Here is a 15,659-nt window from a genome sequence, read left to right as displayed (position 1 = left end):
GTCCGCAGGCGGCCTTGGCGGTGCGGGTGGCGCCGGCGGCGCAGGCACTGCGACCGGCGGTGCAGGAACCGCGACTGGCGGTGCCGGCACGACCGGTGACACCACGGCGACCGGCGGCGCAGGCAGCGGCACCGGCGGCAATGGCGGTACGGCCACTGCGACCGCGGGCAACGGCGGCGCGGGTGGCACCGGCACGGGCGGCGTGGCGTCGAACGGCAGCGCGACATCGACGGCGACCAACGGCAGCGCAACCGGCGGTGCAGGTGCGGCCGGCGCAGCAGGCGTGGCCGGCGCGGAAGGCGCAACCGGAACCGGTGGGACCGGAACCGGTGGCGCTGGCGGTGCGGGCGGCGCGGCTGGCAGCAATAGCGTCAATGCCGGGACGTTCAACATGAGCAACACGATGACGGCAGCGGCGCAATCGGCGGCGGGCATCTCGGTGATGAACCAGACGACTGCTGCAGCTTCGCTTGCGCAACAGGCAATCACCGTTCAGGCGAATCTCACCGTCGGACATTGATCCGCGGACGCCTCGAACGTCGATGCCGAGGAGCGAGCCGCGGAACGTGCGTCCCCCCAGCACGTTCCGCGGCAAGCGCTCCGCGACCGGACGGGCAACGCAAGCCGGTTGCCTCGTCCGGCGCTGACCCTGGATCCGGTCCCGGCGCGGCGCGTGTCGCCGCAGCGGGACGAAGGAGATGCTCATGCAAGCGCGCAAGAGCTTTTCGTTGCTCGTCGTACCGATCATGCTCGCCGTGCACGGTCTCGCGTGCGCCGGCGATGGAACGGCGCCGGTGTCTTCGACGGCGCAAGCGGTCGCACCCGATGCAGCGGTTTCCGCCGCAGCCGACGTGCGGTCAGGCATGACGCCCGCGGCCGTTGCGCACACCACGCAAGCGCCGCAGGCCACACAGACGACACAGACGACACAGACGACACAGACGACACAGACGACACAGACGACACAGACGACACAGACGACACAGACGACACAGACGACACAGACGACACAGGCAACATCGCCGGCGCAGGACGACGGATTCGGCGTCGCGATGACAGAGGACGAACTGGACGCGCATCGCGGCGGCGACGCGCTGATCGGTCAGAACGACCTGACCGGTACGGTCCAGAACAATACGGCTAATCGCGTTGTGACCGGATCGAACTCGATCAGTCAGGGTTCCTTCGCGAATGCGAGCGGCTTGCCGACCGTGATCCAGAATTCAGGCGCGAACGTGCTGATCCAGAACGCGACTGTGCTGAACGTACGTTTCGGCGACTGAGTGGGCACGCTGCGATGATCCATCCCGCCCGTTTCGCGGCCTGGCCGACGGTCCTGCTCGCGTGCGCGCTCGCGCTCGCGCCCGCCGCGCGCGCGGACGACATTACGGTTGTCGATCCGGAAGGCGCGAACTTCGCGATGCACGTGACGAGCCTCAAGGAGGCCCGTTTCAAGCGGACGATCAAGCAGCAATATGACTTCAGTTGCGGGTCCGCCGCGGTCGCCACACTGCTCACGTACCAGTACAACTATCCGGTCAGCGAGCAGACCGCCTTTCAGGAGATGTTCCTGGACGGCGATCAGCAGAAGATTCGCCAGCAGGGCTTTTCGCTGCTCGACATCAAGCGCTTTCTCGAGCGGCGCGGTTTTATCGCGGACGGCTATGAGCTGCCCTTGCAGAAACTCGCGGAGACGAACACACCGGCGATCGTGCTGATCAGCGAGAGCGGATATCACCATTTCGTCGTGATCAAGGGATTGCGCAACGATCGCGTGCTGATCGGCGATCCGGCGACCGGCACCCGGCCGATACCGAAGGAAAGCTTTGAAAAGAAATGGGAAGACCAGGTTCTGTTCGTGATCCACAACAAGCCGGGCGTGGGCATATTCAATAGCCCGGCGGACTGGCGCGTCGCGCCGAGCGCGCCGCTTTATACGGGCGTCAATCGCGACGGGCTCTATTTCGTCGTGGTGCCCAAACACGGACCGGGCCAGTTCTGAGGCGATCATGGAGACGCAGACCTACAAGCTCGCGCGTATCGCTACTGTCGTGTGTGGAAGCATGGCGCCGTTTGCGGCGCACGCGCAACAGGTTGAACCCATCGCGGAGCCTGCGACGCAGACCGCTGGCGTGGCTGCCGGGGTGATCGCGGCGAGCGCGCAACCCGATGCGGAAAGCGTGCGCGAGTCGGCAAATTTGCCGATTGTCGATGCGACGCAAACGGATGCACAATGCGTGACCGATGCGGTGAATGCGCGCAGTGTACCGGTTTCGTATGCCGCGCCGATTGCCGTTCCAGGGCATACGGACACGGTTGCGGATATGAGTACACAGACAGCAGCACCGGTCGTCGCCGAGGCGCAGGCGAATGAACTGGAATGGGGCGAGCCGCGCGCCGACGCGGCGCAGCTGGCAGACGCCGGCGTGCCGTCTGCGGCGCAGCCCGCACCGCTCGAGGACGCCGCGCGTGTAGACGGCGCATCGGTCGCGCCGCATCACATCGAAGCTTCCCCGCCGCGCGCGACGCATGCGGACGAGCCGGCTCCCGCAAAACCGGTGCTGTTGCTGGATGTGCAGCGGCCAGTGCGCAAGGCGCCGGTTTCCTACGCCGTGCCGATAGCGGTTCCGGTTCACACGGCGCAGACGGCCAAAGCGAACGACGCCGAACCGAATGCGGCCGAAGCGGCGCCGTCATCGCGCGTTGTCGCGCGAACCGATGAACAAACCGACGCGCCAACCAGCAACGCAGCGCAGCGACGGCATGTGTCCTACGCGGCACCGGTCGCGGTGTCCGCGCACGGCAGCGCGGATGCCTTTTCTCAAACGCTTGAAGCGGCGCCGTCCTTCCCGCAAGCAAAGCCGTTTGCACTCGCGCACGTGAAATCGTCGGACGTGGCGATGCCGTCGCCTCGAGCCGATTCACGCGACACGTCGGCACCGGCCGCATTGCCGGCCCCGCAAGCGAAACCGCCGATATCGTACGCCGCGCCGATTGCGGCGCCATCGCGCAAGGATTCGTCCGCTACCGGGAACCAGAGGGCGCAACCCGCTCAGGCTGGAGCGAGCACCGAAGATCCGAAATGGTCGATGCCGGAGAAGGTCGCGATTAGCGACGAACGGCTCGACAAAATGCGCGGCGGCTTTGATCTGTCGTCCGGACTGAAAGTGTCGTTCGGCATTTCGAGAATGGTGGTCGTCAACGGAAATCTGGTGACGACGATGAGCTTCAATATCCCGGACATCAGCAACATCAACGCGCAGCAGGCGCAGCAGCTGGCTTCGATCAACGCAGGCGCGCTGATCCAGAACGGGCCGGGCAATGTCGTGCAGCCCGGCGCGTTGCCGGCGCTGTCGGGCGCGGTGATCCAGAATACGCTGAGCAATCAGCAGATCCAGGCACTGACGACGATCAACACGACCGTCAATTCGCTATCGATGTTCAAGAATCTGAATATTGGTTCGACGCTCAGCGGTGCGTTGATCAACTCGGTGCGCGGTCAATAGTACGATCGCCGATGCATGCGTGAGGCGGCACGCGCCGCATCGATCACGCGGCGCACAGCACGTAGCCATCAGAACGTGATCGGCAAGCGGAACGTGAGGGTGAGGTCCGGCGTATCGCGCGTGAGGCCCGCGCCGATCGAAAAGTTCAGGGTGGTCCTCGGCGACAGCCGGTACGAATAGCCGATAAGCAGCGTGCCGAGCACGACCCGTACTGAACCGGGAACGGTCTCGCCATTCTCCTTGGTCGGCAACACGATGCTCTGGTCGTAACCAATACTGACCGACGCCTTCTCGTTCAGCGCGAGGCCCATGCCGACGTTGAAGCCCCAGATATCGCCGGGTTGCACACGGCCGATGAAGTCCTTTTCGCCGTCGAGAATCGTCAGGCTCAGATCGCTGCGCCCGAAGCTGTGCAGATAGCTGAAGTTGCCGAAGAACACAACCGGATCGCTTGGGAACAACCACGTGAGACCAGGCTGGATCGCATAGAAGCCCGTACCGGTCGGCTGCTCGAGCGGCAGGCCGGTACCGGTCGTGTCGGCGACGCAGCGTGTCACACAGTCGGTCACGACATCGAACGGGCTCTTGCCGGTCGCAGTCTTGAAGCGCAGCCAGCCGACGTAGTAGAACTTGTCGGGGCCGCCATCGTTTAACTGGTAGCGCAGCGTCATTTCGACGTCGCCGATGTTGTGACCGCTACTGTTGAAGACGTTGTCCTGCGCGGTGCCGGTGAATATTTCGCGGCTGACGGTATCGTTGGTCGAGTACACATACGGCACACGGACTTCCACCTCCAACCGGTTCGTGATCCCGTAGCGTGCCGCAATGCCTCCGGTCAGCACGGTCGACTTGACCTCGCGTACATCGACCAGGCCGATCAGCAGCGCCGGGATGATCGTGTAGCCGACCAGCGCGACCTGGTCCGACGATGAATAGCCGAACTGAAACGACGGCTCGAGCACGAACTTGTTGCGCGGCGTGAGCACGCCCGGCTGATCGAAGATCGGCGCGACTGCGGGCGGCGCGGTGTCCGGCACCGGCGCCTGGCCGACCGGCTGTTGCGGTGAAGGTGCGGCGTTTTGCGCATTCTGCGCAGGGGTTGCAGCAGGTGCCGCGGCCTGCGCTGCGCCGGCCGTCCCGCCGGCCGCCCCGCTCGCATTCGTACCCGCGCCATTCACCGCATTCGTGCCGTTCGCGGCATCCGCAGCGCCACTCGCATTGCCGGCTGCCGCACCCGCTCCGGCTCCCGCATCCTGCGCGACGCCGGGCGTCGTCGCGCCGCCGGCACCCGGTTCGCCCGCGCCGCGCTTCGATTCGAGCATGCGTGCATCGAGTGCGTGGCTCAATTGCTGGAAATTCGCCTCCTCTTCGGCGAGTTTCCGCTTCAATACGTCGAGCTCTTTAATGCGGTTGTTCAATTCCTGCCGAAGCGTTGCAATGTTTTCCTGTGTGGTCTGATCGTCCAGCGATTGCGCATGCAATTCGGCATGAAAGAAAAACAATAAAGTCGCATAGCTGATCATGCGCAAATGTCGCAATGGCTCGCGCTTCATGGCTGGGTCTCCATGTCAGGCTTGCAGGTTCTACCGCGCACACTTCGACAACAGGCCAACCCGGTCGGCGGGGAACAGAGGTGCCGCCAGACCAGAAAATGATTGCAATTCGATAGAGGCTTGTATGCGCGCTACGTGAAAAAGCGGCATCTGAAGCGCTTGTCCAGTCGTGCGGAAAGCATCGGCATACAAGCCGCGCTTTACCAGGAGACGCTTGCGTTATGCGGATTCGCCGGGGAGCGACACACTCTAAGAGACTAGCGCATCATACGCAGGTTCGCTAATCAGAAGAACCCTGGCTGATATGTCAATTAACAAACGAAGCATCCCGAAACGATTTTAAAAATTCATGAAAAATTCATCACGCACAGGAATGCCTATTCGAATGCGCGGATTCACTCGCGAATAGATGCGGCGGTCGTTCGTATTTCCATGTGCGCATGCACACAGTGGCGTCACAAGCAGGGTGCATAATGCCCATCTATCGACGATGCAATGAATCGCCACCCGCCGTGGAGGACGTCATGCTAGCGAAGAACGAGGAAGCCGTCGCGCACCTGCTCAACGATGTCGTCGAATTTGCGCGGGGCCGATTGCCTGAACCGGCCTTTGCGATTGTCGAACCTTTCCTGCGGCACTACTACGATTTCGTCGATGCCGACGAACTGCAAAGCCGCAGCATCCCCGACCTGTACGGCGCCGCGATGGCGCACTGGCAAACCGCGCAACGCTTTGTGCCGGGCAGTGAACGGTTGCGTGTCTATAACCCGATTCTCGAACAGCACGGTTGGCACTCGGACCACACGGTGGTCGAGATCGTCAATGACGACATGCCGTTTCTGGTCGACTCGGTATCGATGGCGGTCAATGGCCTTGGGCTCGCGCTGCACTCGGTGCTGCACCCGGTATTCCGCATCTGGCGTGGCAAGGACGGCAGCATCGCGCGCGTAGCGGTCGGCGGTTCGATACCTGACGACGGCCAGTCTCAGCTCGCATCGTTTATCCACTTTGAAGTGGACCGTTGCGGCGATGCCGCGAAGCTCGACACGCTGCGCACGTCGATCGCGCGCGTGCTTGGCGATGTACGCGCCGCGGTCGAAGACTGGCCGAAGGTGGTTGACGCCGCGCGCAGCACGATCAAGGATCTCGCCGCGCGCGAATCCAGCGCGGACGGTGTCGAGGCGCGCGCGTTTCTCGAATGGATGGTGGCTGATCATTTCACCTTCCTCGGCCAGCGAGACTACGAGCTGGTGTCGCACGGCGGCGGTTTCGGCCTGCGTGCGATTCCGGGCACGGGCCTCGGCATCTTGCGCGAAGCATTGGGCGATGAACGCACGCCCGATGTGACGCCGCTGCCGCCCGCGGCCGCGGCGATCATCCATGGCGCGTGGCCGATTTTTCTGACGAAAGCCAATTCGCGCGCGACCGTGCATCGGCCGGGTCACCTCGATTACGTCGGCGTCAAACTGGTTGGGCCGGACGGCAAGATCGCCGGCGAGCGGCGCTTTATCGGGCTGTACACGTCGACCGCATATATGGTGTCGGCAGCGGAGATTCCGATCGTGCGCCGCAAATGCGCGAACATCGTGCGGCGTGCGGGCTTTCTGCCGAAAGGTCATCTCGGCAAATCGCTGGTGACCGTGCTTGAAACATATCCGCGCGATGAACTGTTCCAGGCCGACGAAAACGAGCTATACGACATCGCGATGGGCATCCTGCGCTTGCAGGAGCATCAGCGCACGCGGCTCTTCGTGCGTCGCGACCGTTTTGACCGCTTCGTGTCGTGCCTCGTGTTTGTACCGCGCGACAAGTACAACACCGATTTGCGCCGGCGCATCGCAAAGCTGCTGCTCGACGCGTTCAATGGCGCAGCGGTCGAATTCACGCCGTTGTTGTCCGAGTCGACGCTCGCGCGGATTCATTTCGTCGTGCGGGCGGAGCCCGGCGCGATGCGCGACGTCGATACGCGCGAGCTCGAAACGCGGCTCGTGCAGGTCACACGCCGCTGGCAAGACGATCTGGCCGACGCGTTGCTCGATGCGTTTGGCGAGGAACAGGGCAACCGTCTCTTGCAACACTATGCGGATTCGTTCCCGGCCGGCTATCGCGACGACTATGCGGCGCGCACGGCGGTGCGAGACATCGAATTGATCGAGCGCGTGCAGGCGTCGGGCCATCTGGCGATGAACCTGTACCGGCCGATCGAGTCGGCGCCGCGAGCGTTCCGCTTCAAGGTATACCGCGTCGGGCAGCCGATCGCGCTGTCGCGCAGCCTGCCGATGCTCGAGCATCTGGGCGTGCGCGTCGACGAAGAGCGCCCGTACCTGATCGAAGCGCCGCATGCGCAGCCCGCGTGGATTCACGATTTCGGCCTGGAGCTTGCCGACGAAACCGAGTTCGACATCGAACGCGTGAAGGACCTGTTCGAAGACGCGTTCGAACAGGTGTGGTGCGGCACGATCGAGAACGACGATTTCAACCGCCTCGTGCTACGTGCGCACCTGGCCGCGCGCGAGGTGACGATTTTGCGCGCGTACGCGAAGTACTTGCGGCAGGTCGGCTCGACGTTCAGCGATGCGTATATCGAGCGCGCGCTGACGGGTAACCCGGCGATCGCGCGCATGCTGGTCGAACTGTTTATCGCGCGCTTCGATCCGTCGCCGGGCACCGGGCGCGAAGCGCGCATCGACAGGATGCTGAAAGTGATCGAAGGGGCGCTCGATCAGGTGCCCAATCTCGATGAAGACCGGATCCTGCGGCAGTTTCTCGGCGTGATCAATGCGTCGGTGCGCACCAACTACTTTCGTCGCGATGCGCATGGCCGGCCGATGCCGTATCTGTCGTTCAAGTTCAACCCGGCGAAAGTGCCGGGGTTGCCCGAACCGAAGCCGATGTTTGAGATCTGGGTCTATTCGCCGCGCGTCGAGGGCGTGCATTTGCGCGGCGGAAGGGTCGCGCGCGGCGGACTGCGCTGGTCCGATCGTCGCGAAGATTTCCGCACCGAAGTGCTCGGGCTGATGAAGGCGCAAATGGTGAAGAACGTCGTGATCGTGCCGGTCGGCTCGAAGGGCGGCTTTGTCGTGAAGAACCCGCCGCCGCTGACCGATCGCGAAGCATGGCTGCGCGAAGGCGTCGCGTGCTACCAGACGTTCTTACGCGGGCTGCTCGATGTGACCGATAACCGTTCTGGCGCGGAGATCGTGCCGCCGCCCGAAGTGGTGCGGCACGATCCGGACGATCCGTATCTGGTCGTGGCGGCGGACAAGGGCACCGCGACGTTTTCCGACTACGCGAATGCGATCTCGCAGGAGTACGGATTCTGGCTCGACGATGCGTTTGCGTCAGGCGGCTCGGTCGGCTACGACCACAAGAAGATGGCCATTACCGCGCGCGGCGCGTGGGAGTCGGTGAAGCGGCACTTCCGCGAGATGGGTATCGACACGCAAGCGACTGACTTCACGGTGGTCGGCGTCGGCGATATGTCCGGCGACGTGTTCGGCAATGGCATGTTGTTATCGCCGCATATCAGGCTGGTTGCGGCGTTCGATCATCGTCATGTGTTCCTCGACCCGAATCCCGATCCGGCGACCAGCCTCGCCGAACGGCAACGCCTGTTCGGCCTCGAGCGATCGAGCTGGCAGGACTATGACCCGTCGCTGATCTCGGCGGGCGGCGGCATCTTCCCGCGCACCGCGAAGACCGTGCCGATATCCGCCGCGGTGCAGGCGGTGCTCGGCATCAGCGCGGCTGCGCTGACGCCGAACGAGCTGATCCGCACGATTCTTCAGGCGCCGGTCGACCTGCTGTACAACGGTGGCATCGGCACCTATGTCAAAGCGAGCCACGAAACGCATGCGCAGGTCGGCGACCGTACCAATGACGCGGTGCGCGTCAACGGCAGCGAGCTGCGCTGCAAGGTGGTCGCTGAAGGGGGTAATCTTGGCTTGACGCAGTACGGCCGTATCGAGTTTGCACAGCGCGGCGGACGGGTGAATACCGATGCGATCGACAATTCAGCCGGTGTCGATTGTTCGGATCACGAAGTGAACATCAAGATTCTGCTGGGTCTCGTGGTCGCGGACGGCGAGATGACCGAGAAGCAGCGCAACGCGCTGCTTGCGGAAATGACCGAGGAAGTGGGGCTGCTGGTGCTGCAGGACAACTACTACCAGACCCAGGCGCTGTCGATCGCGGGCCGCTACGCCGCGCAGATGCTCGATGCGGAGGTGCGGCTGATGCGCTGGCTCGAACGCGCGGGGCGGCTGAGCCGCGTGATCGAATTCCTGCCGACCGACGAGCAGATCAATGAACGGCACACGGCGAAACAGGGCCTCACGTCGCCGGAGCGGGCGGTGCTGCTCGCATACAGCAAGATGTGGTTGTACGATGCGCTGCTCGAATCGGACCTGCCCGAAGATGCGCTCGTCGCCGGCATGCTCGCCGAGTATTTCCCGCAGCCGCTGCGCCAGCGTTTCGACGAGCCGATGCATCGCCATCCGCTGCGCCGCGAAATCCTCGCGACCTACCTGACGAATGGGCTCGTCAACCGCGTCGGCTGCGCATTCGTGCATCGGCTGATGGAGGAAACCGACGCGCGGCCAGGCGATATCGTGCGTGCCTGCCTGATGGCGCGCAGCGTGTTCGATCTCGACGACGTCTGGCGCAAGATCGACGCGCTCGATAATCGCGTGCCGGACGACGTGCAGGCGCGCATGTTCGTCGAAATCACGCGCCTGCTCGAAAGCGCGGCGCTGTGGTTCCTGCGGCATCTGCAAGCGGGCGAGCTGAAGGAGGGCGGCGCCGCGGCGCTGATCGCGCGCTGTCGCGATGCGGCGCAGCGCCTCGCGCCGCAACTGCCGGCGCTGTTGCCCGCGGCCGATATCGAAGCGCTGTCCGAGCGGCAGCGCGTACTCGTCGATGCCGGTGTCGACAGTGAGCTCGCGGTACGCGTCGCAAGCGGCGAGATTCCGGCGGCGCTGCTCGATATCGCGGAAGTCGCGGCGACCAGCGGGCGCAGCCTCGAGCAGGTGGCAGGCGTCTATTTCGCGCTTGGCACGCAGCTGAACTACAACTGGATCAGCGAGCGTGCGGCCGCGCTGCCGACGCCGACGCACTGGGATGTGATGGCGCGTGCCGCGGCGCTCGCCGAGCTTGCGCGTCTGAAGCGCCAGCTTGCGACGAGCGCGCTGGCGCAAGCGCCGGACGCATCGGCGATGACCGACCCCGGCACGTTGGTCGACGCGTGGCGGACTCGGCGTGAGGCTGCGCTCGCGCGTTACGCGCAGTTGCTGGCCGATCTGCGTGCGGCGGGCGGCGCGAGTCTGTCGATGCTGCTGGTCGTCGTGCGCGAAATGGCGGCGCTGGAGCGCCATTGAGCGTGGTCGGCACGCGAGGACGCGAGCACGCGCCGGCGCTGGGGCCGACGCGGGTTCGCGGGTTCTTCGCGGGTTCGATGCGGGTGGCTCACCTGTTCCAGCCGGATTGTCGATAATATCGGTTGTTCCCACCACGGCATCCTGTCTGTCATGAATGAAACCGCTTCGACGAATCCGACCATTCCACGCCTGACGAGCCTGTCGCACGGTGGCGGCTGCGGCTGCAAGATCGCGCCGGCCGTGCTGTCGAACCTGCTCAGGCGCAGCATGCCGCTGCCGACCTTTCCCGATCTGCTGGTTGGCACCGAAACCGCCGACGATGCCGCCGTCTATCGGCTCAACGACGAACAGGCGATCATCGCGACCACCGATTTCTTTATGCCGATCGTCGACGACCCCTACGACTTCGGCCGCATCGCCGCGACCAACGCACTGTCGGACGTGTACGCGATGGGCGGCAAGCCGATTCTCGCGCTCGCGCTGGTGGGCATGCCGATCAACGTGTTGCCGCACGACGTGATCGCGGCGGTGTTGCGCGGCGGCGAAGACATCTGCATGGAAGCGGGCATTCCGGTCGCGGGCGGCCATTCGATCGATTCGGTCGAACCGATCTACGGGCTCGCCGCACTCGGCGTCGTGCATCCGCAGCGCGTCAAGCGCAATGCGGCCGCGCAGGCCGGCGATGTGCTCGTGCTCGGCAAGCCGCTGGGTGTCGGTGTGCTGTCAGCGGCACTGAAGAAAAACCAGCTAGGCGATGCGGGCTATGCGCAGATGATCGCGTCGACGACCCAGCTGAATCGGCCGGGCACCGAGCTCGCGTCGTTGCCCGGTGTGCACGCGTTGACGGATGTGACCGGCTTCGGCCTGCTCGGGCACACGCTCGAAATGGCGCGCGGCGCGGGGCTCGTCGCACGCGTGCGCTACGCGGACCTGCCGTGGCTCGACGGCGTCGATGCGTTCGCCGCGGCGGGCGTCTTCACGGGGGCGTCGGGCCGCAACTGGGCGTCATACGGCGAGCACGTGCAGCTTGCCGCCGGCCTGCCGGAGACCGCGCGTACGTTGCTGACCGATCCGCAAACCTCGGGCGGCCTGCTGGTCGCATGCGCGCCCGAAACCGTTGATGACGTGCTCGCGATTTTCCACGCGGACGGCTTTTCGCGTGCGGCGGTGATCGGCGAAATGACGAGCGGCACGGCGCGCATCGAAGTCGTTTGACACAGACGTCCAACCCCTCTTCTCTCGCACCGCCGATGAAGGAAGAATCGCCGAAAGCCATCTTCTACGCGCTGGCTGCCAACATGGGCATCGCGGTGTGCAAATTCGCAGCCGCGGCCTTTACCGGGTCCGGCGCGATGTTTGCCGAAGCCATTCACTCGAGCGCCGACTGCGGCAATCAGGTCCTGCTGCTGTTCGGGCTGCGCCAGGCGCGCCGGCCGGCCAGTCCGCTGCATCCGCTCGGCGCGGGCCGTGCGATCTACTTCTACTCGCTGATCGTCGCACTGCTGCTGTTCTTTGTCGGCGGCGCGTTCTCGGTTTATGAAGGCGTGCATCGTGTCCTTGTGCGCGAGCCGCTGTCGTATGCCTATGTCGCGCTGACGGTGCTGGGCGTATCGGTCGTGCTCGAAGCGCTGTCGCTGGCGGGTGCGATGCGCGAGATCCGCAAGACGAATCCGGATAAATCGCTGTGGCGGTGGTTTCGCGAAACACGCGAGTCCGAATTGCTGGTGGTCGCGGGCGAAGACATCGCGGCGCTGGCGGGCCTCGCCATTGCATTCGTCGCGGTGCTGCTCACCATGCTCACCGGCAACCCGTTATTCGATGCGCTCGGTTCGGTCGGCGTCGGCTTGTTGCTGATGGTGATCGCTTATCTCGTCGCGCGCGAAGTGAAATCGATGATCATCGGCGAATCGGCGAGCCCGGAGGTTCGGCGCGCGATCGATGCGCATTTGCGTGCGCGCAGCGAGATTCGCAGCGTTATCAATCTGATTACGCTGCAATGGGGACGGCACGTGGTGGTGGCCGTGCAGGCGGAAATGATCGAGTACGACAGCGGACGCGCGATGGTCGACGCGATCAATATCATCGAAGCGGAACTGCAAGAGAAGTTTCCGCAAGTGCGCTGGGTGTTCTTCGAACCGGATGTGCCGCGCGTGTGAGCTTGCCGCGCTTTAGCATCGCGGCGCCGGCAAAATTTAATCAACGTGTAGACGCGCGCCACTATACTGGGTCGCGCGTGGAGCCTGGCCAACGCCGTTGTCGCGACGCATTCCGCATTTCCTTAAGGGCGGCATATTCGCTGAAGCATCGCAATGGTTGAACGCATTGCGTTTGCTTACCGCGACCGCAGCGGGTTTTGTCACCGCTCTTGCGAAGCCGCTCGATCCGATCCGATCAGTACAGAATAAAGGAACGACGCTTGATGAACACTCGCCGCTCTTGCCGTTCGACCATTGCCCGCGCGTCGCGTGCATTCACCGCATTGGCTTTCGCAACCGCGGCCGTATGCGTGTCTTCGCTGCCCGGCGTAGTCGATGCGCAGACTCGTACGACGCCGCATGCCGCAAGAGCGGCTCATGCCACGCCGAAGATTCGCGCGCCGAAGGTGATGATCGTGTCGATGTTCGGCCCGGAGGGCCAGGTGTGGCTCGACAAGCTGGGCCCATGGCAGCCGATTCGCGTGGTGGGCTTGTCGCCGGACTATCCGGTGGTTCGGTGCAATGAGCAGGACGTCTGCGTGATGACGACCGGCATGGGACACGCGAATGCCGCCGCGTCGATGATGGCGTTGACGTTCTCGCCGGAATTCGACTTGCGTCACACGTATTTCCTGATCGCCGGCGTGGCCGGTATCGATCCGGCGCGCGGTACGCTGGGTAGCGCGGCATGGGCGAATTATCTGGTCGATTTCGGCATTCAATGGGAAGTCGACGACCGCGAAACGCCGCCGAACTGGACCAGCGGCTACCTGGGTATCTTCGCGAAGAGCCAGAGCGACAAGCCGCCGCTCGAATACCGGACCGAAGTATTTGAACTGAACCATCGGTTGACCGATGCGGCGCTCGCCTTGTCGCGTAACGTCGAACTCGCGGATGCGCCGCAAGCGCGGGTGACGCGCGCGAAGTACGACTATGCGCCGGCGAATCAGCCGCCGCAGGTGATTCAGTGCGACACGGCGACAAGCGATACGTGGTGGTCAGGTGACGCGATCGGCGAGCGCGCGCGTGAATGGACAAAAATCGTCACGGACGGCAAAGGCACCTATTGCACGACGCAGCAGGAAGACAATGCAACGTATGAAGCGCTCAAGCGTGCGGCCAGCGCGCAACGCGTCGATTTACAGCGTGTCGCGGTGCTGCGCACCGGCGCCGATTTCGACCGTCCGCCGAAGGGTCAATCGAGCGTCGACAATCTGCTCAACACCAATGAGCAGGGCGGCGGCGATATCGCGCTGGCGAACCTCTATCGCGCGGGCAGTCCGCTCGTGCAGGCGATCGTTGCGCAATGGGACAAATGGCGCGAGGGTGTGCTGACGCATTAATGCATCGGCACACCCTCTTCGCTGGCAGCGCTTGCGTAGATGCACGCGCTGCAATTCAGTATTGCTTTATCGGGAACGATACGGCGTCCACACAGGAACGCTCGTTTCCCAATGATCGAGTTCGGACGGGCTCATATTCGGCTCCTTGATCAACATTTCGCTTTGGCCGTGTGACTTCGCCACATCAAACATCGCTTCACACGGCATCGTGAACTTACTGACCGCTTACGCCATTGGCAGCGTGACCGCTTTGTGACGCGACCGGGTCGGCGCCGCCTACATCGGCGCTTTTCGCGCTATAACCGTGTGCTTCAGCGATCCCCGCCTTAACCTCGGCGCGCGGCACGCTGCTGCCTTGCGACCACCACGGCTGGTTGTAGCTGCCTGCGCGGCCGATTCCGCCGCCACCGGCTGCGAATGCGGACGTGCTAGCCAGTACCGACAGAACGAGGGCTGCGAAGAGACTGCGTTTCATGTTTCACTCCTGTCATTCATTTCAGCGCCGACGGTTAGCGCTGCGACAGGATGAAATGTAGGCGGGAGCGCGCGGTTGATAAATCCGCGAATTGCGAAATGAATTGTCACGAATGCGGAACAATCGCAGCGGGCGCCGCGATTGTTCATCAGACGATCATTACGCGACCCATTCGGTTATCACGGGCGTCTCGTGCGTCGTTGCGAATTCCCGCTGTTCGAACGTCCGTTCGGTACATGTCTTGTCGAGACTCGAGCGGCCACTGAGCAGCGGACAGCGATCGAACAGTTCGGCCACCCAGTCGACGAACACACGCACCTTTGACGACAGATGCTTGCTCGTCGGATAAACGACCGAGATCGGCATCGGCAGCGGTTTGTAGTCGGGCAGTACTTCGACGAGCTGACCCGAGCGCAGATGCGGCAGCACCATGAAGAGCGGCGGCTGGATCAGCCCGAAACCTTCGAGGCCGCAGGTCACATAGGCATCCGCATCGTTGACCGACACAATGCCCTTCATCTTCACAGGGACTTCCTTGCCTTCGACGAGAAATTCCCAGTCGAACGTGCGGCCCGTGCGGCTCGAAAAATAGTTGACCGCTTGATGACGCTCGAGGTCGTCGAGCGTCTGCGGGATACCGGCGCGCTCAAGATAGGTCGGCGCCGCGCACGACACCCCTTCGAACAGACCGATGCGGCGCGCGACCAGTGACGAGTCCTGCAGCGCGCCGACGCGCACCACGCAATCGACTCCTTCCTGCAGAAGATCGACCGGCCGGTCAGTCAAACCGAGCTGCAGGTCGATATCCGGATACAGCTTGTGGAATTCGCACAGCGCGGGAATCACCAGCAACCGCCCGAGCGAGCCGGGCATGTCGACACGCAGTTTGCCGTTCGGCTTCTTGTTGCCGCGCTGGAAACTCGCTTCGGTTTCCTCGACATCCGCGAGGATGCGCATGGCCCGCTCATAGTACGCGGCGCCATCGGGCGTGAGCGACAGCCGGCGCGTGGTCCGATGCAACAGACGCGTGCCGAGAAACGCCTCGAGGTTCTGGATGATGGTCGTCACCGAAGCGCGCGGCAGGTCGAGCGTTTCCGCTGCGCGCGTGAAGCTGTTCGTGTCGACGACCCGGGTGAACACTTGCATGGCCTGGAGCCGGTCCATTGCAAACCTCCGGAAGATTGGGTGCAAGCGGCGCGCGGTGGCAACAGG

At 63.7% G+C, this 15,659-nt stretch carries 10 protein-coding genes and 1 pseudogene; 8 read left to right on the top strand and 3 right to left on the bottom strand.

Annotated features, from left to right (window positions below; all coding sequences use genetic code 11):
- The 4 genes and pseudogenes from HV796_RS15215 to HV796_RS15200 all read left to right on the top strand — a co-directional run.
- Nucleotides 1–520 (top strand): annotated as a pseudogene (locus HV796_RS15215) (hypothetical protein); the annotation flags it as partial.
- Between the two features lie 184 nt (nucleotides 521–704).
- A complete protein-coding gene (locus tag HV796_RS45835) occupies nucleotides 705–1,283 on the top strand; it encodes a hypothetical protein (RefSeq protein ID WP_246355875.1) in 579 nt (192 codons plus the stop codon).
- Between the two features lie 14 nt (nucleotides 1,284–1,297).
- Nucleotides 1,298–2,002, top strand: a complete 705-nt coding sequence (locus tag HV796_RS15205; protein WP_175227327.1) for a C39 family peptidase — start codon at nucleotides 1,298–1,300, stop codon at nucleotides 2,000–2,002.
- 7 nt (nucleotides 2,003–2,009) lie between these two features.
- Nucleotides 2,010–3,506, top strand: coding sequence for a hypothetical protein (locus HV796_RS15200; protein ID WP_175227326.1), 1,497 nt, complete (start codon nucleotides 2,010–2,012; stop codon nucleotides 3,504–3,506).
- Between the two features lie 68 nt (nucleotides 3,507–3,574).
- Here HV796_RS15200 and HV796_RS15195 read toward each other — a convergent pair whose 3' ends face one another.
- Nucleotides 3,575–5,059 carry an acetate kinase gene (locus tag HV796_RS15195; RefSeq protein WP_175227325.1) on the bottom strand — a complete coding sequence of 495 codons (1,485 nt, stop codon included), beginning with the start codon at nucleotides 5,057–5,059 and terminating at the stop codon, nucleotides 3,575–3,577.
- A gap of 524 nt (nucleotides 5,060–5,583) precedes the next feature.
- Here HV796_RS15195 and HV796_RS15190 point away from each other — a divergent pair.
- The 4 genes from HV796_RS15190 to HV796_RS15175 all read left to right on the top strand — a co-directional run bounded on the left by HV796_RS15190 (nucleotide 5,584) and on the right by HV796_RS15175 (nucleotide 13,972).
- Complete coding sequence (locus HV796_RS15190; RefSeq protein WP_175227324.1) at nucleotides 5,584–10,434, top strand: NAD-glutamate dehydrogenase; 4,851 nt, start codon at nucleotides 5,584–5,586, stop codon at nucleotides 10,432–10,434.
- A 150-nt stretch (nucleotides 10,435–10,584) separates the two neighbouring features.
- Nucleotides 10,585–11,649 carry a selenide, water dikinase SelD gene (gene selD / locus HV796_RS15185; RefSeq protein WP_175227323.1) on the top strand — a complete coding sequence of 355 codons (1,065 nt, stop codon included), beginning with the start codon at nucleotides 10,585–10,587 and terminating at the stop codon, nucleotides 11,647–11,649.
- Nucleotides 11,650–11,684: 35 nt separating this feature from the next.
- The gene (locus tag HV796_RS15180) at nucleotides 11,685–12,590 is read left to right on the top strand and encodes a cation diffusion facilitator family transporter (protein WP_175227322.1); all 906 of its coding nucleotides are present in this window, start codon (nucleotides 11,685–11,687) and stop codon (nucleotides 12,588–12,590) included.
- A gap of 263 nt (nucleotides 12,591–12,853) precedes the next feature.
- Nucleotides 12,854–13,972, top strand: coding sequence for a purine-nucleoside phosphorylase (locus HV796_RS15175; RefSeq protein WP_175227321.1), 1,119 nt, complete (start codon nucleotides 12,854–12,856; stop codon nucleotides 13,970–13,972).
- 214 nt (nucleotides 13,973–14,186) lie between these two features.
- Here the strand turns inward: HV796_RS15175 and HV796_RS15170 are convergent, their stop codons facing one another.
- Nucleotides 14,187–14,447, bottom strand: coding sequence for a DUF4148 domain-containing protein (locus HV796_RS15170; RefSeq protein ID WP_175227320.1), 261 nt, complete (start codon nucleotides 14,445–14,447; stop codon nucleotides 14,187–14,189).
- Between the two features lie 159 nt (nucleotides 14,448–14,606).
- Nucleotides 14,607–15,611 (bottom strand): LysR family transcriptional regulator, encoded by a 1,005-nt coding sequence (locus HV796_RS15165; protein ID WP_175227319.1) that lies wholly within the window; start codon nucleotides 15,609–15,611, stop codon nucleotides 14,607–14,609.
- Nucleotides 15,612–15,659 lie beyond the last annotated feature (48 nt).

It is taken from the genome of Paraburkholderia humisilvae, assembly GCF_902859855.1.
Lineage (GTDB): Bacteria > Pseudomonadota > Gammaproteobacteria > Burkholderiales > Burkholderiaceae > Paraburkholderia > Paraburkholderia humisilvae.
The sequence above is the reverse complement of the archived record's forward strand: the minus strand, read 5'-3'. Positions and strand labels throughout refer to the sequence as shown.

Excerpts from the sequence above, each read along its gene's own strand:
- HV796_RS45835 (WP_246355875.1), top strand. The coding sequence starts at position 705 with ATGCAAGCGCGCAAGAGCTTTTCGTTGCTCGTCGTACCGATCATGCTC.
- HV796_RS15205 (WP_175227327.1), top strand. The coding sequence starts at position 1,298 with ATGATCCATCCCGCCCGTTTCGCGGCCTGGCCGACGGTCCTGCTCGCG.
- HV796_RS15200 (WP_175227326.1), top strand. The coding sequence starts at position 2,010 with ATGGAGACGCAGACCTACAAGCTCGCGCGTATCGCTACTGTCGTGTGT.
- HV796_RS15195 (WP_175227325.1), bottom strand. The coding sequence starts at position 5,059 with ATGAAGCGCGAGCCATTGCGACATTTGCGCATGATCAGCTATGCGACT.
- HV796_RS15190 (WP_175227324.1), top strand. The coding sequence starts at position 5,584 with ATGCTAGCGAAGAACGAGGAAGCCGTCGCGCACCTGCTCAACGATGTC.
- selD (WP_175227323.1), top strand. The coding sequence starts at position 10,585 with ATGAATGAAACCGCTTCGACGAATCCGACCATTCCACGCCTGACGAGC.
- HV796_RS15180 (WP_175227322.1), top strand. The coding sequence starts at position 11,685 with ATGAAGGAAGAATCGCCGAAAGCCATCTTCTACGCGCTGGCTGCCAAC.
- HV796_RS15175 (WP_175227321.1), top strand. The coding sequence starts at position 12,854 with ATGAACACTCGCCGCTCTTGCCGTTCGACCATTGCCCGCGCGTCGCGT.
- HV796_RS15170 (WP_175227320.1), bottom strand. The coding sequence starts at position 14,447 with ATGAAACGCAGTCTCTTCGCAGCCCTCGTTCTGTCGGTACTGGCTAGC.
- HV796_RS15165 (WP_175227319.1), bottom strand. The coding sequence starts at position 15,611 with ATGGACCGGCTCCAGGCCATGCAAGTGTTCACCCGGGTCGTCGACACG.